Origin of the sequence: Prevotella melaninogenica (genome assembly GCF_018127925.1) — a bacterium.
GTDB classification, from domain to species: Bacteria; Bacteroidota; Bacteroidia; order Bacteroidales; family Bacteroidaceae; genus Prevotella; species Prevotella melaninogenica_C.
This window is the reverse complement of record NZ_CP072347.1, coordinates 806,276-832,216: the sequence shown is the minus strand read 5'-3', so window position 1 is coordinate 832,216 and position 25,941 is coordinate 806,276. Positions and strand designations below refer to the sequence as shown.

The following is a 25,941-nucleotide window of genomic DNA, read 5'->3' as shown; positions in this document are numbered from 1 at the left end:
CATGAAAACATCAGCTTTATAGTATGAAACGCATACATTTAAGTTATAGGAACAAGGTTGTAATACTTGCAGATTTCAAGATAATGCCTTACCTTTGCCAACATAGAAACAATTAAGCTTAAAAAACAAAGGAAATAAAATGAGACTTACAGGACGCAGAGAAAGTAATAATGTAGAAGACCGTCGTGGCATGGGTACGGGCGCTAAAGCTGGTATTGGTGGCATCGGAGGTATCATTGTCATTGCGCTTATCACCTTTTTAAGCGATGGAAACATGGGAGACGTGGTCAACAACATCGTTCAACAGCAGATACAAGGACAAACTGAGATACAAACTGGTGGAGAACAACATCAGTTTACAGAAGAAGAAGAGAAGCTTGCTGACTTCTCAAAACAGATTCTTGCAGGTACAGAAGACGTATGGACGGAGCAGTTTCAGTTACACGGCATGAGATACCAATACCCTACGCTTGTTCTTTTCACAGGTGCAGTACAAACTGCTTGTGGTAATGGCTCTGCCGCTATGGGTCCATTCTACTGCTCTGCTGACCAACGCCTTTACCTCGACTTGAGTTTCTTTAGCGGTATGCGTAAGGACTTAGGAATACAAGCAAAGGGCGACCTTGACTTTGCTTATGCCTACGTGATTGCGCATGAAGTGGGTCATCATGTGGAATATCTCCGTGGAATCCTTGGCAAATGTCATGCAAAGATGGCACATGTTAGTAAGGAAGAAGCGAACAAACTGAGCGTGAAATTAGAGCTTCTTGCCGATTATTATGCTGGTTGTTGGGCACATTATGACAATGAAAAATATCAAAGTCTTACTGATGGTGATATCGAAGAGGCGATTGATTGTGCGGAGAAAATCGGCGATAACTATCTTCAGAAGAAAGCTCGTGGCTATGCACTCCCTGAGACTTTCACCCATGGAACTTCCGAACAGCGTATGTACTGGTTAAAGAAAGGTATCGAAACTGGTGATTGGAATACAACAACCTTTGCACCAGGGGATTTAGACTAAGGATATTAAACATCCTTATCTTCATCTAAAAGTATACTTAAAGTATAATGAGGATGTGATGAATAGAAAGGAATTATAGATGTAAACTTTATTTTTAAAGAGTCTAATACGCATTTTGTATATTCCTTGTTTAAATTTGTTTGTTTTTTGTTGATTTTTATTTATCTTTGCACCATTGAGAACTAAACAACTTATTGATAAAGAGTAGTCTACAATACCTATTCCCCGCTTAATGGAGTATATGTAAATTGACTACAAACTTGATTAATAAAATATTAACTTAAACAATTACTAGTATGAAAAAACAAGTAACATGGATTGGGCTTTTATTGTGCCTATTTTTCTTTGCAGCCTGCGAAAAGCCAGTATTAGAGAGTAATGATGGTAACAAAAGGTCAAACAATGCAAAAGACAAGTTGACCAGAGTTGTACGTATTCATCCTAAGGAGTTACGTGTTGAAACGGTAGAAGAGGCAATGGCGGCAAAGCCACAGCCTCTGAGCAGAGCCGCAAGAGAAGAAAGTAAGAAAAAGTTTTATGCTGTCAATGTCTATGAGAAAAAACCTAACGACGAAGACTATTCTATGTATGCTTACGGTTTGTTTACTAACCTCTCAAAGATTGCGTTAAAAATGAACGTAGAAAATCGTTATAAAGTGGAATGCTTGATAGTTACGGAGGAGGATGATCAGGTTTACGCAAAAGATGGAGCCTATTTAGCCCCTTTCTTGCATGGAGCAAACAAGGGAACAAAGGCCACAAATACTTTTGTCTTCTCAAAAGATGAAAACCTGAATGGTTTAACAAAAGGAGAAACAACCATTGCTAATGGGAAAAACGTTCAATATCCACGCCTTGTAAAACTTTATGGTACAATTAATGATTTCAGTCCAAAAGCCACAAAAGATCTAACAATTGACATGAGGAGGGCTGTCTTTGGGCTTCATTTTAAGGTTACACCGCCAAACGAAGGTAAATTAATTATTACCTATGCAGGGTGGCATATTACTTTAACTAAGAGCAGCGCCGCCTATGACAACAGAGCTACTTACTCTTTTAGTGACATTCTCAAAGCGTGTCAAGATGGCTATCAAACAACAATGGAGGTCAAGGCGGTATGGACAAAGGATGACGGAACTGTCGAAGAAGAAAGCAAACAATTGCTGCTCAAACGTAATGTAATGACCGTCGTTAATATAAAAGTAGAAGGGCAAAAGCCTAAAAGTTTTACATTTAAGGAGGAAGAAAGTAACATGACAACAGAGAATGTTGAATGGGATTTGATTTTATAATTTCGCTCTTATAATAACAAAGATAAAGATTTGAAAAAGCAAACACACATCTTAGTGAGCCCTCCACTTTGAACCCTAAAGATAAAAGACCATTTCCTCACTCGAATGCGAGTTTTGAAATGGTCTTTTCCTGTAGAATTATTTCAAGCGACAAGCTTACTAAAAGCTATTCCCTCACTCTTGAGAGTCGCTAACGGCAGATATCAAAAAAATCGTTTTAAAGCAGGCAATCTAGATGCTTATCCCCCAACTAGGCTCTCTCTCGGGGGAGTTGGCGAGGACTACCCTGGCAAAGGTCCGGGAGTCTTTCCGCCCCCTTCTTCCTTTCCGCCCGACTTTTCCTCCTTCACCGTCTCATACGAGTTTTCGCGCAGCGCAGCTTTCAGTTCTACGCCCGGTGTAAACGTTACGCGCGGCTTGATAGTCTCTGTCTTAAACGCCTTTTCCGTTGCGGCCCCCTCGCTTGACAGTGTTAAGCGCATCGTGCCAAACTCGCCCAACTGCACGCTAAAGCCATCGCGGAGATAATGAGGCAGACAATCCATAAAGTTCGCCAGCACGTTTTCGATATCGCCACGTGTCAGCGAAGAACGCCCCGCAATGTCGCGCGCAATATCCCGCAAGGTTTTCTTACCAAGATTTACAGGATTAGCATAATACTTTTCTTCTGTCCGCTTCTGCGGATTCTTTTTCTTTTGGAGTTTAATCTTCATAATTGTTTTGTTTTTAAAAGTAAATATTTAAGTTTTTACGGCATTTCCATTCCTTGGAAATTCTCCTTCCCCCTCATCTATTTCCACAGCCAAAGGTAAGTCTTAAAATTACCTACGGTCAGAAGAAAATTTTCCTTTGTGAAAAATTTCTTTCCAACCGTAGGTACGTAAATTTCTCACCGTAGAGAAATTTTCTTCCGACCGTTAGAAATTTCTCGTTAACCCATTCCCCGTAAATTTCTAACACGTTAGAAATTTTCTTGCAACGGGTTAGATTTTCTCTCATCCTCCCTTATCCTGTTAGGCTCCCTCCCCTTTTGGGGAGGGTCGGGGTGGGGCTTTTAGGACTACTCAATCCCGCCGACTCTGTACCCGTAGTTGCGGTTGCTGTTGCCCACGTTGACGTAACCACTGACGAAGAACAGGTAGTACGCGTTGCTGCCGCCGTCCGATGGGAGAGCACTTGACGACCAATAGTAGCCGCGGAGGCCAACGTTGTACAGATAACCAGATATGTAGTAACCCAGGGCGGGCAAGTAAAAGTAGTTACCTGCATCGGCAGCGGAAGGAAGACTGGAGGTGTTGTTGCTGTAGCTCTTGAATGTTGTACGCATGTCGGTTGTACCGTCAGCAGATTTCTCGGTGTCGTAATGATTTTCCGCTTGCAATATAGACTTCTTCTTAAACCACACGCCGCCTTCATATAAATGACCCATAGTAGTCCATAATTCGTCATCGTCCCAACGTGGATCGCCGTACACTACATACCAAGACATCTCGTTTGCATTAGGGAGGTCCTTACATGGTGCGTGAGTAGCGGGGTTATTTACGCCAGAAGTAAATGCTTCGTTGTAGTAACGTGGGTCAGTATTGCTCTGGGCGTAGTTTGATGAGCCGCTACCGCCACCGACTGTTGGCTGACCAGTGTTTCCTGATAAGTGCTTTGTCCATTCGTAACCATACCAATATTGCTGCTGGGCATCCCACATAGAGTAATGGTCGCCATCGTAATCATGCGGATCGAGATTCGCTGTTATATCATGAATTGAACCTGCTGTACAATTAAGGGTAACGATCTTTGATACAGTTCCCTCTATCGGTCCATAAGGATTATCTGTCGTATTACGAAGCCAGTAACGAATACGGAATTTATGTGTGCCTGGGGCGATGACAGCATAGGTAGCATTCTTGCTCATATCATCAGCAGGGTTGTCTATATCAAAGCCCGAACCAGTTGTTACTGTGATCGTCTTTGAACCACCCGAAGCGAGGGTGAGGGCTCCATTGGCTGCTATGTTGTAAGTACCGGCAATATCGTCGTCACTCATAATCTCAACCTTAATCAACTTACTGCGATTAACATAAGGATTACTTGAGCGAGGGATAAAACAGAGATAAGCAGCCTTGTGATTAAGAGAGAATTTGTAATAACTGCCTGCCTTGTTACCTGTAGCGATACCAAAATCGCCCGATTCACCTGCATGGTCGAAGTTATTTGGGGTAGACTGTGTTTGTTCTTTCTTAATCTCTACTTGTGGTTGCGTTCCTGAAACAGACTTGTTTGTATAAAGGACGTCGTGTGTAGCACCCGTATAAGTACCTGACAGAGCAAACATTCCTTCCGCCTTATTTGCAGCAGAAGGAATTGTTACGGTTCCACTCTGTTGCCAAGTTCCTCCATCGTCCTTTACCCATATCTTGTCCGTGCTACTCCAATTTACGGAAGCACCTGTGCCCTTTGTATGGTTAAGGATGGCTGTACGTGTTGTTGCATCTGGTAGGGAAGTACCTGTAAATACGGTTGTACTTGCTGGGATGTTATCTTTCTTCTGCTTTTCATCCTGTGCAACGTCATCGTTCGCACAGCTGGCAGCAAACAACAAAGCTGCGAAGCCGTAACACATGCCTCGCATTACTGAACCAATAGTCGTTCTCTTCATAAACTTATTCATTTTCTTTTCCTTTCTGATAATTCTTAATCGTTTTCTGTACTATCCCAAGAAGTCTCTTCTTGGTCTTCCTCTTCTTCGTTAAAAAAGTTGTGCTTGGCATCGCCCACTGTTGCGCCAGGCTGAATTGTTCCGGCATTACCACTGGCGTTACCCAATAATGCTTCTGTCTCCGTACAAACAATGTTGCACTGGGGCTTTTGATAAATCTTTCTTTCAATTATTCTCATTTCGTTTAATTTTTAGGGGAAACGTAGTTAACGCATCCTGTTTTGTTTATTGATTAAAATCGCTGTTATTTTGTTCTTATTTTGCTCTAAACGAAGTTCACAAAAGGGCATAAAAAAGCGAACAAAGAAAACTCCGTGAAGTCCTTTGTTTACAGGGGTTACGGCACGCTTCGCGCGCGCGTATGCGAGAAGAAAAAATGTATGATTAAACGCTAAGTGCGCCTGTGTGTGTGTGTGTGTGTGTGTTAGCAAAATATCTGAAACTACCAAATATAAAGCACTAAAAAAGGCAAAGAAATCAAAGTTTCTTTGCTGCGCTGAATTGGCTGGATATGTCGTTGCTAATTGTTTCACGGCTGCAAAGGTAAGACATCTTTTTAGAATTGGCAAGGAAATCTAAAAGAAATGTATAAATTGGATAGATTAATCGAGGGAAGACAACGCAGAAAGAAAGAAGAATGAGAGACAGAGTGGCGGATGGACTTTCTTCTTTTACTTTTAATTGAAATCAATTGCCAGAGCCTGAACAAAGTTTGTTTAATATAGAGGTAACACTGTATTATAAGGCGGGTGAACGTTATGCACAAATGAATAATTTCGGTTTAGTATTATCGAGCAGGAATATTTTTATACATACACGAAAGGGCATACATAGCGTACGTCCTTTTCTTTTTGATATATAATGCTTTACTAATGTCTCTTTAGATGTTAGCGATACTCATGATATTCGCAAACACTCCGGCTGCCGTTACCGATGCACCGGCACCATAACCCTGTATCTGCATAGGATACTCCTTATAACGGTCAGTGGTCAGTAGGACTATGTTGTTAGAACCTTCAAGATTATAGAAAGGATGGGTAGAAGCCACTTCCTTTAGTGCAACATTCGTCTTGCCACGTTCCATTGTAGCAACGAAACGCCAGCGTTTACCCTCCTCTGCTAATAGCTGACGACGTTGTTCAAAGTTAGCATCAAGTTCAGGAAGACGTTTCCAGAAGTCTTCTACTGAACCTTGGAAATAATCATCAGGAACAAATAGATGCTTCTCAACATCCTCTTGTTCCACCTTGTATCCAGCCTCACGTGTGAGGATAACCAGCTTACGAACAACATCCGTTCCACTAAGGTCAATACGGGGATCTGGCTCACTATAGCCCTGCTCTTTAGCACGTTTAACAGTTTCAGAGAAGGGAACATCAGCTCCAATCTCATTAAAGATGAAGTTAAGCGTACCTGATAATACGGCTTCAATCTTTAGTATTTTGTCACCCGAATTGCGCAAGTCATTGATTGTACCAATGATAGGTAGACCTGCGCCCACGTTTGTTTCAAAGCGGAATTTGACACCACGTTGAATGGCTGTCTGCTTTAAATGGTAATAATCATCGTATGCTCCAGATGCTGCAATCTTGTTGGCAGCAATCACAGAGATATTATTTTCCAATAAAGACTGGTAGAGTGCAGCCACTTCTTTAGAAGCAGTACAATCCACAAACACCGAGTTAAAGATATTCATCTTTAGGATAACATCACGCAAATGCTCTGGACTTGAAGCCTCACCTTCCTTGAGTTCTTTACGATAATTATCAAGATTTAAGCCGTCGTGATTGAAAATAGCATTCTTAGATGAAGCAATTCCCACCACCTTCAACTTTAAGTTAGAATTTTGCTTCAACTCTTCATACTGGCTCTTGATCTGTTCAATGAGCTTACCACCTACTGTACCAATGCCGCAAATAAAGAGATTCAGTACTTTATATTCCGATAAGAAAAGTGAATCATGGAGTACATTCAGTGCTTTCCTTAGGTCAGAGCCTTTCACAACAAATGAGATATTCATCTCAGATGCACCCTGCGCAATAGCAATAACACTAATACCAGAACGACCAAGAACCTCAAAGAGTTTACCACTGATACCTGGTGTTCGCCTCATGTTCTCACCAACGACCGCTACTGTTGCCAGTCCACTTTCGGCATGCATAGGGAACATACGTCCATCTTCTATCTCAAGACGGAACTCTTCATTAAGTACCTTCACTGCATTGTCGGCATCTTCATCCTTCACACCGATAGAGGTATTGTTCTCTGATGCTGCCTGTGATACAAGGAAGACACTAATACCATTGTTGGCAAGAGAACTAAAGATACGACGGTTGACACCAACAACACCCACCATAGAAAGACCTGTCACGGTAATAACCGTAGTACCTTTGATAGATGATAAACCCTTAATAGGTTTTTGATTGTTCTCTATGTGTGCTTTAATAATCGTACCCTGTCCATCAGGATTGAATGTGTTTTTTACCTTGATTGGGATGTTTTTTACACAGACAGGGTATATCGTTGGAGGATAGACGACCTTTGCACCAAAGTTACAAAGCTCCATAGCCTCAGTATAGGAAAGCTCATTAATGGTATAGGCACTCTTGATGACGCGAGGGTCAGCTGTCATAAAGCCGTCAACATCCGTCCATATCTCCAAGACTTCAGCGTTGAGAGATGCGGCAAGGATGGATGCCGTATAATCACTTCCACCACGCCCAAGATTGGTAATGTCGCCAGAGTCACGGTCTTGTGCTATAAAACCAGGTACAAGAGAGATGCGAGGAAGGTTAGAGAAAGTATTTACTACAAGTTTGTTGGTTAGTTCTGAATCGAGACTTCTTTTGCCGTGTCTCTCCTCAGTCTTAATAAACTCACGAGCATCAAACCACTTTGCTCCACGAATAAGCGTAGCTACTATTCTTGAACTTAGACGTTCACCATAGCTTACAATAGTATCTTCTGTCTTATGACTGAGGTCGTGAATTAAGAATACACCGTAATAAATAGAATGAAGTTGCTCAAAAAGACTATCCACTTTGTTGAATAGCATCTCACGGTCATGTGGGTCGGTAATAATCGCATCAATCATCTTATGATGTCGTGCAACGATAGAATCAAACTCTGTTTTCCAACTTTCATCACCCTTCAAGGCAAGTTGAGAAGTAGCTATGAGCTGATCTGTTATACCACCTAAGGCACTAACAACCACAATAATTGGTTGATGTTTAGCCTCCTTTTCTACAATCTTTTGTAGACTTAAAATACTCGAAACAGAACCTACGGATGTTCCGCCAAACTTTAATACTTTCATTCCTGATGTTTATTTTGTTATTATTTGGCATCCCCTTTACAATGGGGGAGGTGCAAAACTTAGCCACAAAAATAATAAGAAATATTGCAATAGCCAACGAATTTCTCGATATATTTGAGTAATTTTGTGGCAAAAAGAAGAAGTTATACTATATATGACAGAGGAATATCAGTTACGCGTTTTGCCCCAAGTTGCCTATAATGAAAATAACATGAAGGCATATCTTGCAAAAGAAAAGGGGCTGGATGAGCGTACCATTTATCGTGTTCGGGTATTGAAGCGTTCTATTGATGCACGCCATCGTGACATATATGTTAATCTGAAAATTCGTGTTTATATTAACGAATTTCCACAAGACGACCCTTATGTGAAGACTGAATACCAAGACGTAAGCAGTCGTCCTTCGGTCGTTGTGGTAGGTGCTGGTCCTGCTGGTTTATTCTCTTCTCTGAAGCTAATCGAATTAGGATTGCGCCCAATAGTCCTCGAACGTGGAAAGAATGTACGTGATCGTAAGTTAGATATGGCTTTAATCTCAAAGACACAAGAGGTTGATCCTGAGTCAAATTACTGCTTTGGTGAAGGTGGTGCTGGAGCTTATTCGGATGGAAAACTTTATACACGAAGCAAGAAGCGTGGTCCTGTTGATAAGATTCTAAATGTCTTTTGTCAACATGGTGCATCACCTTCTATCCTCGCTGATGCCCATCCACACATTGGTACAGACAAGCTTCCTCGTGTCATAGAGAATATGCGTAACACAATACTTGACTGTGGTGGTGAGGTTCATTTCCAAACAAAGATGACTTCTTTAATACTCGATAGTGATAAAGTTGTTGGTGTAGAGGCTGTTGATAACAGTGGAGCTGTGAGTGTGAAGCGTGAGTTTCATGGTCCAGTCATTCTTGCTACGGGTCATTCTGCACGCGATATCTATCGCTATCTTGCAGAGGCAGGAATTGAGATGGAAACAAAAGGAATCGCTGTTGGAGTGCGATTGGAGCATCCTTCTCACTTAATTGATCAAATACAGTACCATAATAAGAACGGCAAGGGGAAGTATCTTCCAACAGCAGAGTACTCTTTTGTGACACAAGCACAGGGTCGTGGTGTCTATTCTTTCTGTATGTGTCCTGGCGGTTTTGTGATTCCTTCAGCAACTGGTCCAGAACAAACTGTAACCAATGGTATGAGTCCTGCCAATCGTGGAACGCAATGGTCTAACTCGGGTATGGTTGTTCAATTAAATCCAGAGGATGTTGAAGGCGATGATGTTTTGCGTATCTTGCGTTATCAGGAACAGTTAGAGCGAGACACATGGCAGCAGGGAAACCACAAACAGACTGCTCCTGCACAGCGTATGGCAGACTTCGTGAACAATCGTCTGTCGTATGATCTTCCTAAATCGAGCTATGCACCAGGACTTATTTCCAGTCCACTTCATTTCTGGATGCCATCATTTATCACAAAACGACTCCAAGAAGCATTCAGAACCTTTGGTAAACAAGCGCATGGCTTCCTTACGAATGAAGCAGTAATGATTGCTTCCGAGACTCGTACAAGTTCTCCTGTTCGTATCCTCCGTGACAGAGAACACCTCATGCATGTCCGCCTTGAGGGTCTTTTCCCTTGTGCAGAAGGTGCAGGTTATGCAGGTGGAATCGTTAGTGCAGGCATTGATGGAGAGCGCTGTGCTGAAATGGTTTCGGCTTATCTTCAGCAGTTATAAAGTCGTTTGCTTCTGTTAGTAAGTAGCTTAATAGACTTTGTTTATAGCTTGATAGAGAATGTATTAGATCTCTCGCAGTACTTTTTTCTACTTCTATAGACTCTATCTTATCGAATTACTTTCACGAAAAGAAATAATTATTTACGTGAACAAAAAGATTTCTTTTCATGAAGAAAAATCTTTTTCTTCATGAAAAGAAATCAGAGGTATTGGTATTTAACTACGAATTAGTCTTTTGAAACAACAGCCTTGAAGCTCATATCAAGTCCTTTAACACTGTGTGTTAGTGCGCCAAAAGAAATGAAATCAACACCAGCTTGTGCATAAGGAATCATCGTGTCAAAGGTGATTCCACCACTTGACTCCGTTTCACAGCGTCCAGCAACCATCTCAACTGCTTTGCGAGTATCCTCTGGTGTGAAATTATCAAACATGATACGGTCACAGCCTTCACTTAATGCTTCTTCCAATTCGGTAAAGTTTCTTACCTCACATTCTATCTTAAGATCATCCTTGCCATGGTCCTTACAATACTGCTTTGCCTTAGAGATCGCATTATGTACACCACCACAGAAGTCAACATGATTATCTTTCAGGAGAATCATATCAAAGAGACCAATGCGATGATTCATACCACCGCCAATCTTCACAGCCTCTTTTTCCAGCATTCTCATACCCGGTGTTGTCTTACGTGTGTCTAAAACGCGTGTCTTCGTACCTGCATCAATGAGTGCTTGTTGATACTTATGGGTCATCGTTGCAATACCACTCATACGCTGTAAGATGTTAAGCATAAGACGTTCTGTCTGCAAAAGGCTCTGCGTTCTGCCCTTCACACTCATGACAATATCACCAGGCTTCACATGAGAACCGTCTTCCACAAAGACTTCTATTTGTAGTTCTGGGTCAAAATGATGCAACACTCTTTTGGCAACATCCACTCCTGCCAAGACTCCCTCTTCCTTAATCAGTAATCTACTTTCACCCTTAGCATCAGCAGGGATGCAGCAAAGCGTTGTATGATCACCATCACCTATATCCTCACTGAAAGCGAGTTCGATGAGTTTATCGTTTAGTTCTTCTACTGACAACATAATAATATCTTTAAATTATAAACCTAATCTGTTTGAAATATCCAACATTCTATGAATTGATTTGACAGCCTTCTTTGCCATTTCTGGCTCAACTTCAATAGCAGGCCACTCATACTTCAAGCAATTATACAGCTTCCTCAAAGTAATATATTTCATATACTCACACTCGTTACAAGGGCTATCGCTATCATTAGGAGGGGCAGGGATAAAGGTTTTTTGTGGAGCCAATCGCTGCATTTCAACAAGAATACCACTCTCCGTCACCACTATAAACTCCTGAGCATCATTCTCAACACTATACTTCAATAAGGCAGATGTACTTCCAACCTTATCAGCTAAGCAGAGGACAGTAGGTGGACATTCAGGATGAGCCAGTACTTTTGCTGCTGGATGCTCGCGTTTTAACTGCTGAATCTTCTCTACAGAGAATCTATCATGAACTTCACATGCACCATCCCAAAGCAACATCTCACGTCCTGTTTGCTCGCTGATATAATGTCCTAAGTTCCTATCTGGTCCAAAAATGATAGGAGTATCCTTTGGTAAAGACTCAACAATCTGTTTTGCATTACTGCTCGTCACCACAACATCTGTCACAGCTTTGGTTGCTGCAGTTGTATTGACATAGCTTACCACGGTATGATTAGGGTGTGCTTTTACAAACTTCTCAAACTCATCGGCTGGACAACTCTCTGCCAAAGAACAAGAGGCGTTAAGGTCAGGGACGAGTATTGTCTTCTCTGGACATAAGATTTTATTCGTCTCACCCATGAAATGTACGCCGCACATAACAATTATATCGGCATCTGTAGTAGCAGCCTTTTGTGCCAAAGCCAAACTATCTCCTACGAAATCTGCCAACTCTTGAATTACGCCTTCTGTATAATAATGTGCCATGATAAGCGCATTCTTCTCTTTACACATCCTGCGTATTTCAGCCTTTACATCAGTCCCTTCAGGAATAGGTTCATCTATAAAGCCCTGTTCCAGCCATTTTTTATCTATCATGTTATTTTATATTATAAACTGAGAGTACAATGGTTGTTGTGCTTCTCTCATCATCTATCTATACTCTTTTACTACTTCTCGTCATATGCATGCTTCGGATAATCTACCGTGTAGTGCAATCCTCGACTTTCCTTTCGCTCTATGGCTTGTCTTGTTATCAGATAACCGACATTTATCATATTACGAAGTTCGCATATATCCTTCGTTGCCGTCACGCGCTTAAAGAGGCTTTCTGTCTCCTCATACAATAAGTCGAGTCTTGCCCAAGCACGCTTCAAACGTAAATCACTTCGAACAATACCAACATAGTTGCTCATGATTTCGCCAACTTCCTTAATACTCTGTGTGATTAAAACATGCTCTTCATTGGTCATTGTGCCTTCATCGTTCCACTCAGGAATATTTGTGTTAAAGTCATAGTTGTCTATCATCCGTAGAGTATGTTCCGCTGCAGACTTAGCATAGACGACTGCTTCTATCAGCGAGTTGCTGGCAAGTCGGTTTCCTCCATGCAATCCCGTACATGAACATTCACCAACGGCATAGAGTCTATGAATAGAGCTTTCTGCATTCAAATCGACCTTTATACCCCCACAGATATAGTGAGCACTTGGACAAACGGGGATATATTCCTTTGTTATATCAATCCCAATGCTCAAACATTTCTCATAAATATGTGGAAAATGATGCTTCGTTTCTTCAGCATCTTTATGTGTTACATCAAGACAAACATGATTTAGTCCGTGAATCTTCATCTCATGGTCGATAGCTCGAGCAACGATATCACGTGGAGCAAGAGAAAGACGTTTATCATACTTCTGCATGAACTCTTGACCGTCAGGAAGTCGCAACACCCCACCATAGCCACGCATAGCCTCAGTAATCAGAAATGCTGGATGCGTTTCAGAAGGATTATAAAGAACCGTCGGGTGGAACTGTACGAACTCCATATCCTTTACTGTTCCCTTGGCTCGATAAACCATTGCTATACCATCGCCAGTAGCTATCACAGGATTAGATGTCATTGCATAGACTGCCCCTACTCCACCTGTAGCCATGAGTGTTACCTTACTTAAGAAGGTATCTACCTTTTTCGTTTCAGGATTGAGGATATACGCACCATAACATTCTATATCTGGCGTTCTGCGTGTCACCTTTATACCCAAGTGGTGTTGCGTGATAATCTCAACAGCATAGTGATTTTCGAAGACTGTAATATTTGGGTTAACTCTCACCGCATCCATCAATCCACGCTGTATCTCAAAGCCTGTATCATCAGCATGATGAAGAATACGAAAGTCGCTGTGCCCTCCTTCACGATGTAGGTCGTATGTACCGTCTTTATGCTTATCAAAATTTACACCCCAGTTAACAAGCGCCTTGATAGCTTCTGGCGCATTACACACAACTTGTCTTACAGCTAAAGGGTCAGAAATATAATCACCAGCGACCATAGTATCGTTGATGTGCTTTTCAAAATTGTCAATGGCAAGGTTCGTTACTGCTGCTATTCCTCCTTGTGCTTTAGCCGTATTGGCTTCGTCCAAAGAAGTTTTGCAAACAAGGGCAACCTTTCCCTTACCACTATTTGCCACACTCAGTGCATAACTCATTCCTGCTATACCGCTGCCGATAACCAGGAAATCAAATTTGTGTATCATAATATGATTCCTTCTGATATCAAAAATTAATCGGTACAAAAGTAATAAAAATTACCATAACAATGGTAAGAAAAGAGCATATATATTTGTGCGTGCATGAGAAAACTTTTTCTTCTCCTATCGAACACAAAAATTTTTCTCTCTGAATTAAGTATAAACAATCCTCTTTCAGCACGTTTCCAATCCCTGTGTTGATGCTTTTTATATGCTATCCGAATACTGCGCACATCATGTGCGGAGGCTTAACACATATAGTGCGAAGGCTTAGCACCATTGGTGCGGAGTACAAACACACAATGAAGTTTACTATAACTTGTGAAGTACAAATGAGGATTTCCTCTTTATATCATGCTAAACCCTTACCTTTCCACGCCCTTATTGAGCAAGAAAAACGCTATTCAATCCCCTTAAAAGAGGAAAGAATAGCGTTAATATTTAGTGGTTCAAGTAAAGAGAAACTTACAGAATAAAGTTTTTACTGCTCGTCTGGTACGATGAGTTTATAACCCTTACCGTGAATATTGATAATCTCAACCTGTGGGTCTGGCTTCAAATGCTTACGCAACTTAGTGATATAAACATCCATTGAACGTGCATTGAAGTAGTTATCGTCAATCCAAATAGTCTTCAAAGCATAATCACGCTGAAGAATCTCATTAGAGTGTGCGCAAAGCAAAGCAAGCAATTCATTCTCCTTTGTTGTAAGCTTAGTTGCCTTCTCAGGGTTGTTATCTAAGGTAAGCAACTGCTTTTGTGTATCAAAGGTGAAACGACCAATAGTGTACATTGTTGACTCCTTGGTCTTTTTTCCTCTTACACGACGAAGGATTGCCTCAATACGGAATACGAGTTCTTCCATAGAGAATGGCTTAGTGATATAATCATCAGCACCAATCTTGAAACCTTCCAAGATATCCTCTTTCAACTGTTTTGCAGTAAGGAAGATGATTGGAACTTCTGCATTTGCCTGACGAATCTCCTGCGCAAGTGTGAAACCATCTTTCTTTGGCATCATAACATCAAGCACGCAGATATCATACTTGTTCTTCAAGAAAGCTTTATATCCAACCTCACCATCAGGGCAAAGGTCAGCCTGATAGCCTTTTGCCTGCAGATATTCACTCAACAGTGTTCCGAGATTCTCATCATCTTCACACAACAGAATTTTCAGTTTATCATCCATAACTTATACGTATTAAATTGTTTATACTCTAATTATCTATTACTCTTCATCTTCCTCATCCCTTATTACGGGGAGTTTAATGACAAATTTTGTTCCTTTACCATACTCGCTCAGCACCTTAATCTCACCTTCATGGAGGTCAACCATCTTCTTTACGTATGCCAATCCTAATCCAAAGCCTTTGACATCATGGAGGTTTCCTGTGTGAACACGATAGAACTTATCAAAGATTTTCTTTAAGTTCTCCTTCTTTATACCTTGACCCGTGTCACGTATTGAAAGATAGAGGTTCTCATTTGTATTCCATGTCTTCAGATAAACATCTAATGGTTCGTCTGGTTTTGCATATTTAACGGCGTTATCCAAGAGGTTAAAAATAACATTCTGAAAATGCATTTCATCAACATACATGAGCGAGTCAACCGCTTCAATCTCTGTATAAACCTTACCACCTGTATGCTCAACACGCAAACTGAAGGAATGAGCAATCGTCTCAACCATCTCATTAAGGTCGGTATATTTCTTCTTTAACACTGCCTTCTTGCGGTCGTACATACTCATCTGGAGTACCTTCTCAACAAGGAAACGCAGACGTTTTGACTCATCATTGATAACACCTCCTAAGTGTTCTATCATCTTTGGACTCTTTGTCAATGTCTTATCGTTCATCATCTGAGCAGCCAGAGAGATACTTGCGATAGGCGTTTTGAGCTCGTGCGTCATGTTATTGATAAAGTCATTCTTTATCTCACTGTAACGTTTCTGTCGGAAGATAGTCACGATTGTGAAGATAAAGGTAACCAATAGCACGAATGTAAAGATGATTGACGGAATCATAAACCGTACACTGGAGAAGATGTAGTTGTTCATCTGTGGGAAATGAACCTTTACAACACCCATTCTGTTTACAGGGTCATTGCGGAACAACACCTGAGAATAAGTATTCTCCTCACCATCACTTACATAATCAGGACATTTATATACCTCACGCCCATCCTGTGTCGTCACTGTGAAATGATAAGGAATATTGATTCCATTGTTCATCATCTCCGCCTTTAAGTCCTGATCCAACAGCTTGAAGTTAATTCTATTGCGCAATGGCTTATCTGAAGCAGAATACAGGATATTGTATATCACCTCTTCCAACATTGCTTTCTGATAGACATAACGGTTACGAACAATCTCCTGCATGTTACGTTTTGTAGCAGACAGTGTACTACTATCATTGCGAAGAATCATTGCCTTTGGTGTCAAAGAAGGCTTTGCTTGAAGCAACTTTGCCTCAAATGAGGTATATGCCTCACCTTGATTATCCGTGACAGGAACTTGATGAGCAGCAGTAGATTTATCTTTATCTGTATTCGGCTCTTCATCTTGTGAACGTTCCTTCTTGTTTACATCATCCTCCAAATAACGAAGAGTCTCATTCAACTCCATATTGCGAGAAGCCTGATAGAGGGCACGGTTGACGGATTCATCAAACTGTTCCTTCTTCATCTCAGCCATCTCTTCAATGTAGTTGAGCTGGAGCAGAAGCAAACCAAGGAACGAGAGTCCCATGATTATGGCTATTGTCCAAATTGTTTTCTTCTTCATTACTCTCTATTTATATTCATACTGCTCATAGAAAACTCCACTCACAGCATCAAATATTTAATTTTCGACTGCAAAGGTAGGACTTCCTTAAATAATTAACATATAAAAGTTAAGAAAATACTCTTAATTGATTTTAGTTAACAAAATACCACTTATTAAATTAATAATTATCAAGTATAATCTTCAACATACAGTTTTAATTACTCCAAAAGATATACAAGAAAGTAAAAGAGCTAATAAAGCATTTGTTTAGATTCACAAAACAAAAGTAAGTAAGTCTTTCTATAAATCAACAAAAAGCATTAGCTGAAAACAAAACGTTTATTCTTTATACAAAAAACACCTAAGAAAAATATTATTTTATTATCTTTGTAGACTCATTAAACCTATTGCCTACAAACAAAAATAAATTAATATGCTATCCAGTAAACATCTCTCACATAAGTTAATCTTTCATGTATTACAATATTATAATGATAATAATAACCAAACTTCTCATATTTTACCGATGTGGTGATGCCCAACACAAGTGGTGATGGTGGTAAACACCAATCGTGTTGAGTGCTTAGTATACTATAAAAATAGATATAAATATAACAAACCTCATGACAATTCAAAGATTACAAACAAGACCTTTCGCAACACACATCATCTTAGTTATAACTCTATTGTTGCTAAACACATCCAATCTTATGGCTCAACAGACCGTAACCTTTAGTATCCAACAACAAACAAAGGAACCTATTGATGCTGCAACAATTATCATTTCTAATCAGAAAACAGGAAAAGTAATTGCCAATGGACTTACCGAGACAGACGGAAAGTTTAACTACACCCTCATAGATGGTAGTTATCAACTATACTGCGGAGCCATCGGATGCCGTGATACTACTATTCTTTTCTCCATTCCGAATAATAACTCCATTTACAACATCTATTTATATCCTGACGGTACAGAGCTGAAAGACGTTATTGTCACAACCCGCAAACAACACTCACTCATCAAAATGGAAAGTGGGAAGATACGCATTTCAGTTGCAGAATCCTATCTTGCCAATCTTGGCAACTCTTTAGATGTTCTGCGCCACACCCCAAGTGTAAGGCTTGATAATAAAGGAAATCTATCGCTTTCTGCACTTGGCAATGCCGCCGTTTATGTGAACGGAAAACGCATACGACTTCAAGGCGAGATGCTTACAGCCTACCTGCGCACTATTCCATCTTCTAACATTGCAAGCATAACTACTTCAACCAACCCTGATGCAAGTTATGATTCAGAAGGAGCAAGTGGTATTATAGACATAAAACTAAAAGACAACAACGAACGAGGACTTTACATTTCGACCTCTCATGGTATGTCTTTTTGGAATCACATACGCCAAAGTTCTGATTTTAGTATGACTTATAACAAACAGACATGGCAGCTGGGCATCAACTATAGTCATAACATTGGACACTATGACATGAAATATGGTACTAACAGAATACAAGAAGGAGACCGAAACTTCTCGGAAACCGATGATACAGACAAGCGAAACACTTACGCAGGGGGACTGGCTTTTGTATTCCAACCTAACAAGAAACACAAACTTATGCTGAACACATCAGTTGATGCCTTAACAGGTCCCGGAATGACAGTAACAACTACTTGGATATATAAAGGTAGAGACACGCTTCATGAAATACTTAAAGCAAGGAATGATTATACCAAACAAGAGAACACAAAATATACGACAGGCATAGGCTATCAGTTTAATATTACAGAACAGCAGACCATCACTGCAAATGCAGACTGGATTCACGTTGATGTTGTGAGTAATAACAATCAGCCCAATGCGTTTTACTCTCCAAATGGAACATTACTAAGAGAAGACGACTATCCAGCTAAATCCAAGAAGAAAATAAACATCATCTCATCTGCTATCGACTATAAACTAAAGAATAGTCATGACGGAGAACTCCTTACAGGTATTAAAGCTGCTAAGGTGGAAAGTAACAATCGCTTTGGCTTCTATGCAAAAGGTGTGCTTGACAACACAAGGTCTAACAGGTTTACCTACCAAGAGTCGAACCTTGAAGGCTATATACAATATGCCCAGAAATGGAAACATATACAGGCAACTGCAGGTATGCGGATTGAATATATGCAGACTATCGGGACTTTAGAATCCTATTTGGACGGAAAACTGATGGAGGAGAATAAGAACAATCACACAAGACTCTTTCCTAATCTTTCCATCAGTTATGACTTTAACGACAAAGCAAAGCTTACACTTGCCTACAGTAAACGGCAAGACAAAGCAAGATACGAAGACCTTAACCCCATTGAATATCTGTTAGATGAACTAACCTATTGGAAAGGGAATCCATTTATTCAGCCACAAATAAATCATAGGGTATCTTTAGATTACACAAAGAATAATCTTAGTGTAACGCTCTCTTATAATCAGCTAAACAATTATTTTACGCAGCTTCCCGATGCATACAAGAAAGACTGCATAGTCATGACAACCAAGAATATTGGTAAACAGAAGCAGCTGGCACTTGACCTTATCTATAACAAACGTCTCACCTCATGGTGGGATGTCAGTGCAAACATCGGTGCTTACTACTTTATCAACCATCTTGATTATGAATCTTATAGAGAAGACTACCGTCGCCCCTCATGTAACCTTTCACTTTCAAACGACATACAACTACCTGCAAAAGTTCGTATGGAACTGTCTGCAAGATACGCAAGTAAACGACAAGGCAGAAGTTATGAGGTCCTCAAACCAAATGGAGGTATAGATATTGGACTGAGTAAACGATTACTCCGAGACAGACTCTCCCTATCTTTAATGATTACCGACCTACTCCACACTGAGCGTTGGGATAGCTATGGACGTAAGGGAGCATTAGATTTAGACATTTGGGGGCACAGCGAAAGTCGCCAAGTTATCTTCCGTGTACATTACAACTTCGGAAGTAGTAAGTTTGAAACAGGTAAGAACAAAGTAAAAGAGGCAGAGCGTCTGTAGCTATCTGTTAATCACTATCAACCTTTTTGTTGAAAGCTTAAGAGCTTTTTGGTGAAAACTTAAGAGCTTTTTGGTGAAAGCTTAAGAGCTTTTTGATGAAAGCTTAAGAGCTTTTTAATAAAAGCTTAAGAGCTTTTTGATGAAAGCTTAAGAGCTTTTTGGCTAAAAGGTCAACTCTTTCTGCGAAAACAGTCGACTGTTTTTGAAAAATAGTCAACTGTTTTAAAGAAATGGTCGACTGTTTTGATTATGATTATTAAGACCATTCCTTCACTACACAAGTAGATAAAGATTAGAATAAACAGAAAGCTCTTCTACATTACAAAATCTCAATCTGTAGGCAAGAACTGCTCTGTGGGGTCAACTTAAAACAATCATTGATACGAAGACCGAGCACCCAAAGGATAGTACCAGTGGCATCAAAGAGTACTAACTGGTTACGTTTCTCAAAGCGGTTACGCTTGAGATTGGTAAGGAAATCACTCACAAGCTGAGTTCCACGCATTCCAAGAGGAGTAAAACGATTGCCTTCTGCAACACGCCGTAATGTCAATGGGAAACGTATAGAAGCTGCATCAAGGTCAACAATCATAGGATTCTTTGAATAAGAAACGTTTGAAGATGGCGATAACGCTCGTTCAGTCAGTCGAAGAGACAGTTGCTCATCATAGACATAACGCCCTGTTTCAGGGATTACAAGCTCACGTGGTTCAGCTTCCTCGCGAGGCAAAACCATAAAGAATCCACGATCATGAGTAAGTTCATGTGTTGACGAATACCACAACTGCCCTATCTGACCATCAAGATGTGAAACCATCTCGGCTATCTGAGAAGATGAAAAGCCAAGCGGTTTAAGCACATGAAAAAGGAAATAAGAAGGAGAAGGAAATGCTCGAACAACTGACAAGTCGAGTTGGAAAGGCTCATTACTTAAACTGTTTAAACTAACTTGAGTCACAGGATTGATAAAGCTAACAGCCTTTCCCAAAGCCTCTTTGAGCGACTTCTGCACAATAGCATCTACCTCAGAGAGATGATTAGCAGTAGTAAGGATAGTATCCGTAACCGACGGATTAATCTCAGATAACTGTGGAAGAACATTCAACCGAATCTTATTCCGTACCACATCATCTACAAGATTAGTGCTATCAATAACAAAAGAAACAGCATACTTTTGGAGATAATCTTCAATTTCTTGGCGTGTCACACATAGCAAAGGGCGGATAACATCATTATTACGAGGACGAATACCCATCAAACCATTAAGCCCTGTTCCTCGAACAAGGTTAATAAGAATCGTTTCGACAGAGTCTTCTTTATGATGTCCCACACAAACACCATCAGCACTCAACGCCTCTTTCAACTGAAAGAAATAACGATAACGCAGTTCACGCGCTGCCATCTCAATACTCACCTTATGCAAGTCGGCATAAGCCTGCGTATCAAAATGGGCTTTATGGAATGGGATATCCTCACGTTGACATAACTCCTCACAAAACTGTTCATCCCTCAAACTCTCCTCTCCACGTAGGTGGAAATTGCAATGAACAGCCTCAACACGATAGCCCAACTCCTTGAGACAAAGCAAAAGGGTAACACTATCTGCACCTCCAGACAGCGCTACTAAATAAAGAGCATCTACCCGTAGCAGATGCTCAGAGGCTATGAATCGTTTGACTTTATTCAACATAAAGGACTAATCCCTTCAAATATTCGCCTTCTGGATGATAAATGTTAATTGGATGGTCAGCAGGTTGATGAATCTGATGCAGGATGCGCACCTTACGTCCTGCTTGTGCAGCAGCGGTGAAGACAGCCTGTCTGAAATTATCTTTAGTTACTACCTGCGAACAACTGAAGGTAAACAAGATTCCTCCTGGCTTAATCTTTTCAAAGCCTTTGACGTTCAATCGAGTATAACCACGCAATCCATTCTTCAAAGCACTACGATGTTTTGCGAAGGCTGGTGGGTCGAGAATAATAAGATCATACTTACCATCGTTGTCATCAAGATATTTAAAAGCATCCTCACAGATTGCCTCATGGCGTGAATCATTAGGGAAATTAAGTTCAACATTCTTATTCGTCAATTCAATAGCCTTAGCAGAACTATCCACAGAATGCACCACTTCTGCACCGCCACGCATAGCATAAACAGAGAAGCCGCCCGTGTAACAGAACATATTTAGTACACTTCTTCCCTTCGCATAATACTCCAAGAGAGAGCGGTTCTCACGCTGATCAATGAAGAAACCAGTTTTCTGACCTTTCAACCAGTCTATATGGAACTTTAAGCCATTCTCAATCGCAATGTTATTGTCAGTTTCTCCATAGATAAAACCATTCTCCTGACCAAGGTCCGCCTTAAAAGGAAGAGTTGTTTCACTCTTATAATAGATGCTATCCAACTTATCGCCCATCACCTTAACAAGGGCTTTCGCAATCTCCTCACGGCATACATGCATACCAACTGAATGAGCTTGCATAACAGCAGTCTTGCCATATATATCAATAATCAATCCAGGAAGATTGTCGCCCTCACCATGAACAAGACGATAAGTTGTGTTTGGGAACAGTCCTACTCCTGTTGATTCTTCCCGAATAACACCAATAGCCTGACGAACTTGAAAAGCCGCTTTCAAACGACTTTCCCAAAACTTATCATCTATCTTTACGTCGTGGAACGAGAGAACACGGACTGCAATAGAACCAATTTGGAAGTGCCCGACAGCAATAAACTTCTTTTCATGCGTCATAACACGCACAATATCGCCTTCCTCAAGTCCTTCTTCAATCTTGTTGATAGCACCTGAGAAAATCCATGGATGGTAACGAAGAAGACTCTCTTCTTTGCCCCTTTTCAAATATACTTGCTTATACATAAAGTTCCTTTTTAGAGTTTATTGGTTTCCGCTTCTTGGCGATTTGCGAATTATTTTCATGAAGATAAATATTTATTTACGTGAAAAGAAATCTTTTTCTTCATGAAAAAAAATATTTATCTCTACGATAATAATTTACATAGAGACGTTATTTTGATGTCACTTCTGATGTATTCCTCGCTTCTTCTGGTGTGGGTTTTACCTTGGGAGGGACTACTACGAGTTCGTAATTACCACTATGTTTCAATTCATGCAGACGCTCATAGAGTTTAATACATGTCCAAGCATCTGTAGAAGCATAGATTTTCTGCTTGTCATTCAATATCTCATTCTCCCAGTTCGATAACTGTTCACGCTTCGTGATACGCTCATGGAAAACATTAGCATAAAGTTTCTGAAGGCTCATATCTTCAATACCCAACGCCTTAACATAGTCTTGGAGGTCGATAAAAAAACCTGGTTTAAAGTCTACACGCTGATGTAACATCAAGATATCATCACTCAATGAGAGTCCCACCTTTGGCACTGTTGTATCTTCAAGAAAACGTTTAATACAATCTGGTACACCTATGATATTTAATCGAAAGAGAAAACAGACATCACGATCGCAAGCCTGCAAGAGTGCTACTTTGCGACGTTGCCCTTTTTTGAAGACAGGACGCGTCTCCGTGTCGATGCCGATGATATCCTTAGAAAGCAGATAATTAACCGCTTTCTCAGCTTCAACTTCATTTAAGACAACGACTATCTTCCCTGGGAAGGTAACCCTTGGCAACTGTGATATTTTACTCTTATCAAATCTATTGTATAATACTGTACTCATTTTAGATTGCATACTAACTTGCAAAATTAAAAAAAAAGTTTGAAAAACGGCACTTATGTGGCACTTATTTATTACTTTTGCAAGGATAAAAGAACAACGATAAATGGCAAAAAAGAAAACAACACAGAAAAGCAAGACTTTCACCGAGGCGATCGGACTAAATAACATTATTAACGACAAAACAGGATTTGTTGCTGGACTTATCCTTTTATGCGTTGCTATCTACATCTGTGTCGCTTTTTTCAGCTATTTCAGTACTGGTGCAGCAGACCAAAGTTTAGTTACCGACCTTCGCCCGGGAGAGGTGGAGAATACAAATAGAGTTTTCCAAAATACATGCGGTTCGCTTGGCGCAATCATTTCATACGGACTTATTTCCCGCTGTTTTGGTATTCCTGCCTTTATCATTCCTGCCTTCATTGCCCTTTGTGGACTTCGCATGATGGGAGCTTACAAGAAACTGAACTTAACGAAATGGTTCATGGGAATGGCTTTGGTAATGATTTGGTCCTCTGTTACTTTTGCAAAAGTCCTCACGCCATTACTGGGAGATCAAATATATAATCCTGGCGGAGACCATGGAGCTTTCTGTGTACAATATATGGAGAATCTTGTTGGTTCACCGGGATTGATAGCTATCTTGGTAATTGTCATGTTAGCTTATCTTACCTATATCACCTCTGAAACAATTACCGTCGTACGCAAGATGATAAATCCTTTTGGTTACATCCGTGACAAGGTGAAGTTTACAGTGGTACATGGCAGCAAAAGCGATAGCACAGAAGATCTCTATAACGATGAGGTTATAATAGAAGATGAACCAGTAGAGACAATAGAACACGTTGATCCTACTCTCGCTGAACCTATTGACTTACCAACAGAGCCAACAACCACTCCACAAGAGCCAGACACGCTCAACTCGTCCTATGGCAATGAAAAGGGAACAAAGACACCAAACAATATTACCCCAGGCTTTGAGATTGAGGAGAAGAAAGTTGAAGAAAAAGCAAATAGCAAGACACTCGCAAGTAACAACCTTCCACTGACACCAATCAATCCTCGTGAACCTTTCACAAAGTGGAAGTTCCCTTCACTTGATTTGTTGAGAGAATATGCTTCTGATTCTAAGACTAACTATGTAAGCCAAGAAGAGTTAGAAGCTAACAAAGATCGTATTATCAAAGTTCTAAATGACTTTGGCGTACAGATTCGTAGTATTCGTGCAACTGTCGGTCCGACAATTACTCTTTATGAAATTACCCCTGCACAGGGTATTAGAATCTCTAAGATTAAAAACCTTGAAGACGATATTGCACTGAGTTTGGCAGCTATCGGTATTCGTATCATAGCTCCTATGCCGGGTAAGGGTACAATTGGTATTGAGGTTCCAAATGCTAAACCCAACATCGTATCAATGTTCTCTATTCTAAACTCACGTAAGTTCCAGGAGTCAACAATGGAGTTGCCGATTGCATTAGGTAAGACTATTACCAATGAGGTGTACATGGTAGATCTTGCTAAGATTCCTCACTTACTTGTTGCAGGTGCTACTGGACAGGGTAAGTCAGTTGGTCTGAATGCTATCATCACCTCCCTACTCTATAAGAAGCACCCAAACGAACTGAAGATTGTACTCGTTGACCCTAAGAAAGTGGAGTTCAGCGTCTATTCTCCAATTGCAAAACCATTTATGGCTGCTGTTGAGGAGAATGAGGAAGAGCCAATCATCACAGATGTTCAGAAAGTTGTAAAGACGCTAAAAGGTCTATGTGTACTTATGGACGAGCGTTATGACCTGCTGAAAGCAGCTCGTGTTAGAAACATAAAGGAATACAACCAGAAATTCCTTAGACATGAACTGAATCCAGAGGAAGGACATGAGTTTATGCCATATATCGTTGTCATCATTGACGAGTTTGGTGACTTGATTCTTACTGCTGGTAAGGAAGTAGAAATGCCTATCACCCGTATCGCACAGCTGGCACGTGCCATCGGTATTCACATGATTATTGCAACCCAGCGACCAACAACATCTATTATCACAGGTAATATCAAAGCAAACTTCCCAGGACGTATTGCTTTCCGTGTTGGAGCGATGATGGATTCACGTATCATTCTTGATCGACCAGGCGCACAACAGCTCGTTGGACGAGGTGATATGCTTTATCTCAATGGTGCTGACCCTGTCCGCGTACAATGTGCTTTCGTGGATACACCAGAAGTAGAGAACATCACAAAGTTCATTGCTAACCAGTTAGGACCTGTCCGTCCAATGGAAATCCCAGAGCCTTTGTCTGAGGATGAAGCTGCTGGTGGTGGCTCACTGGACGCACAAACTCTTGACCCATTGTTTGAGGAGGCAGCACGAGCTATCGTTGTATCCCAGCAGGGTTCAACAAGTATGATACAGCGTCGACTGTCTATTGGTTACAACCGGGCTGGTCGCCTAATGGATCAAATGGAAAAAGCTGGTATCGTGGGTGCGGCAAAAGGTTCAAAACCACGTGAAGTATTGATAAGTGATGAGGTAAGTCTTGACAACCTTCTTACAATCCTGCGTGGGCAATAAAGTTTTTACATATACGGATAAAATCATTAAA

General features: G+C 40.6%; 18 protein-coding genes. 5 read left to right on the top strand and 13 right to left on the bottom strand.

The window, feature by feature from the left end; genetic code table 11:
• The first annotated feature begins 139 nt into the window (after positions 1 to 139).
• Positions 140 to 1,024 carry a KPN_02809 family neutral zinc metallopeptidase gene (gene ypfJ, locus J4861_RS03085; protein WP_211815753.1) on the top strand — a complete coding sequence of 295 codons (885 nt, stop codon included), beginning with the start codon at positions 140 to 142 and terminating at the stop codon, positions 1,022 to 1,024.
• A 296-nt stretch (positions 1,025 to 1,320) separates the two neighbouring features.
• Complete coding sequence (locus tag J4861_RS03080) at positions 1,321 to 2,316, top strand: hypothetical protein (RefSeq protein ID WP_211815752.1); 996 nt, start codon at positions 1,321 to 1,323, stop codon at positions 2,314 to 2,316.
• Positions 2,317 to 2,597: 281 nt separating this feature from the next.
• Here J4861_RS03080 and J4861_RS03075 read toward each other — a convergent pair whose 3' ends face one another.
• The 5 genes from J4861_RS03075 to thrA all read right to left on the bottom strand — a co-directional run bounded on the left by J4861_RS03075 (position 2,598) and on the right by thrA (position 8,345).
• Positions 2,598 to 3,029, bottom strand: a complete 432-nt coding sequence (locus J4861_RS03075) for an HU family DNA-binding protein (RefSeq protein ID WP_211815751.1) — start codon at positions 3,027 to 3,029, stop codon at positions 2,598 to 2,600.
• A 347-nt stretch (positions 3,030 to 3,376) separates the two neighbouring features.
• Positions 3,377 to 4,981, bottom strand: coding sequence for a hypothetical protein (locus J4861_RS03070; RefSeq protein ID WP_211815750.1), 1,605 nt, complete (start codon positions 4,979 to 4,981; stop codon positions 3,377 to 3,379).
• A gap of 23 nt (positions 4,982 to 5,004) precedes the next feature.
• Positions 5,005 to 5,208, bottom strand: a complete 204-nt coding sequence (locus tag J4861_RS03065) for a hypothetical protein (protein ID WP_211815749.1) — start codon at positions 5,206 to 5,208, stop codon at positions 5,005 to 5,007.
• 27 nt (positions 5,209 to 5,235) lie between these two features.
• Positions 5,236 to 5,562 (bottom strand): hypothetical protein, encoded by a 327-nt coding sequence (locus J4861_RS03060; protein WP_211815748.1) that lies wholly within the window; start codon positions 5,560 to 5,562, stop codon positions 5,236 to 5,238.
• Between the two features lie 347 nt (positions 5,563 to 5,909).
• Complete coding sequence (thrA, locus tag J4861_RS03055) at positions 5,910 to 8,345, bottom strand: bifunctional aspartate kinase/homoserine dehydrogenase I (RefSeq protein WP_211815747.1); 2,436 nt, start codon at positions 8,343 to 8,345, stop codon at positions 5,910 to 5,912.
• Between the two features lie 154 nt (positions 8,346 to 8,499).
• On the opposite strand from thrA, the gene J4861_RS03050 reads away from it, so the two are divergent.
• Entirely contained in the window at positions 8,500 to 10,074 is a 1,575-nt protein-coding gene (locus J4861_RS03050; RefSeq protein WP_211815746.1) for an NAD(P)/FAD-dependent oxidoreductase, read from the top strand.
• Positions 10,075 to 10,301: 227 nt separating this feature from the next.
• Here J4861_RS03050 and nadC read toward each other — a convergent pair whose 3' ends face one another.
• From nadC to J4861_RS03025, 5 genes are all read right to left on the bottom strand, one after another.
• Positions 10,302 to 11,168 carry a carboxylating nicotinate-nucleotide diphosphorylase gene (gene nadC, locus J4861_RS03045; RefSeq protein WP_211815745.1) on the bottom strand — a complete coding sequence of 289 codons (867 nt, stop codon included), beginning with the start codon at positions 11,166 to 11,168 and terminating at the stop codon, positions 10,302 to 10,304.
• Between the two features lie 15 nt (positions 11,169 to 11,183).
• On the bottom strand, positions 11,184 to 12,176 hold the full coding sequence (gene nadA, locus J4861_RS03040; protein WP_211815744.1) for a quinolinate synthase NadA: 993 nt from the start codon (positions 12,174 to 12,176) through the stop codon (positions 11,184 to 11,186).
• A 71-nt stretch (positions 12,177 to 12,247) separates the two neighbouring features.
• The gene (gene nadB / locus J4861_RS03035) at positions 12,248 to 13,837 is read right to left on the bottom strand and encodes an L-aspartate oxidase (protein WP_211815743.1); all 1,590 of its coding nucleotides are present in this window, start codon (positions 13,835 to 13,837) and stop codon (positions 12,248 to 12,250) included.
• 475 nt (positions 13,838 to 14,312) lie between these two features.
• Positions 14,313 to 15,020: a response regulator transcription factor RprY gene (gene rprY, locus J4861_RS03030; protein ID WP_211806973.1), complete on the bottom strand. Its 708-nt coding sequence runs from the start codon at positions 15,018 to 15,020 to the stop codon at positions 14,313 to 14,315.
• Between the two features lie 39 nt (positions 15,021 to 15,059).
• On the bottom strand, positions 15,060 to 16,616 hold the full coding sequence (locus tag J4861_RS03025) for a sensor histidine kinase (RefSeq protein ID WP_211815742.1): 1,557 nt from the start codon (positions 16,614 to 16,616) through the stop codon (positions 15,060 to 15,062).
• 692 nt (positions 16,617 to 17,308) lie between these two features.
• On the opposite strand from J4861_RS03025, the gene J4861_RS03020 reads away from it, so the two are divergent.
• The gene (locus J4861_RS03020; RefSeq protein ID WP_249110722.1) at positions 17,309 to 19,636 is read left to right on the top strand and encodes an outer membrane beta-barrel family protein; all 2,328 of its coding nucleotides are present in this window, start codon (positions 17,309 to 17,311) and stop codon (positions 19,634 to 19,636) included.
• A gap of 319 nt (positions 19,637 to 19,955) precedes the next feature.
• On the opposite strand, the gene tilS is transcribed toward J4861_RS03020, so the two are convergent.
• The 3 genes from tilS to J4861_RS03005 form a co-directional block, all read right to left on the bottom strand.
• Positions 19,956 to 21,326, bottom strand: a complete 1,371-nt coding sequence (gene tilS, locus J4861_RS03015; protein ID WP_211815740.1) for a tRNA lysidine(34) synthetase TilS — start codon at positions 21,324 to 21,326, stop codon at positions 19,956 to 19,958.
• Positions 21,316 to 22,518, bottom strand: coding sequence for a class I SAM-dependent rRNA methyltransferase (locus J4861_RS03010; protein WP_211815739.1), 1,203 nt, complete (start codon positions 22,516 to 22,518; stop codon positions 21,316 to 21,318). Before J4861_RS03010 ends, tilS begins: the two co-directional genes overlap by 11 nt.
• Positions 22,519 to 22,666: 148 nt before the next feature.
• On the bottom strand, positions 22,667 to 23,341 hold the full coding sequence (locus J4861_RS03005) for a 3'-5' exonuclease (RefSeq protein ID WP_211815738.1): 675 nt from the start codon (positions 23,339 to 23,341) through the stop codon (positions 22,667 to 22,669).
• 103 nt (positions 23,342 to 23,444) lie between these two features.
• On the opposite strand from J4861_RS03005, the gene J4861_RS03000 reads away from it, so the two are divergent.
• Positions 23,445 to 25,910 (top strand): FtsK/SpoIIIE family DNA translocase, encoded by a 2,466-nt coding sequence (locus J4861_RS03000; RefSeq protein ID WP_211815737.1) that lies wholly within the window; start codon positions 23,445 to 23,447, stop codon positions 25,908 to 25,910.
• The last annotated feature ends 31 nt before the right edge of the window (positions 25,911 to 25,941 follow it).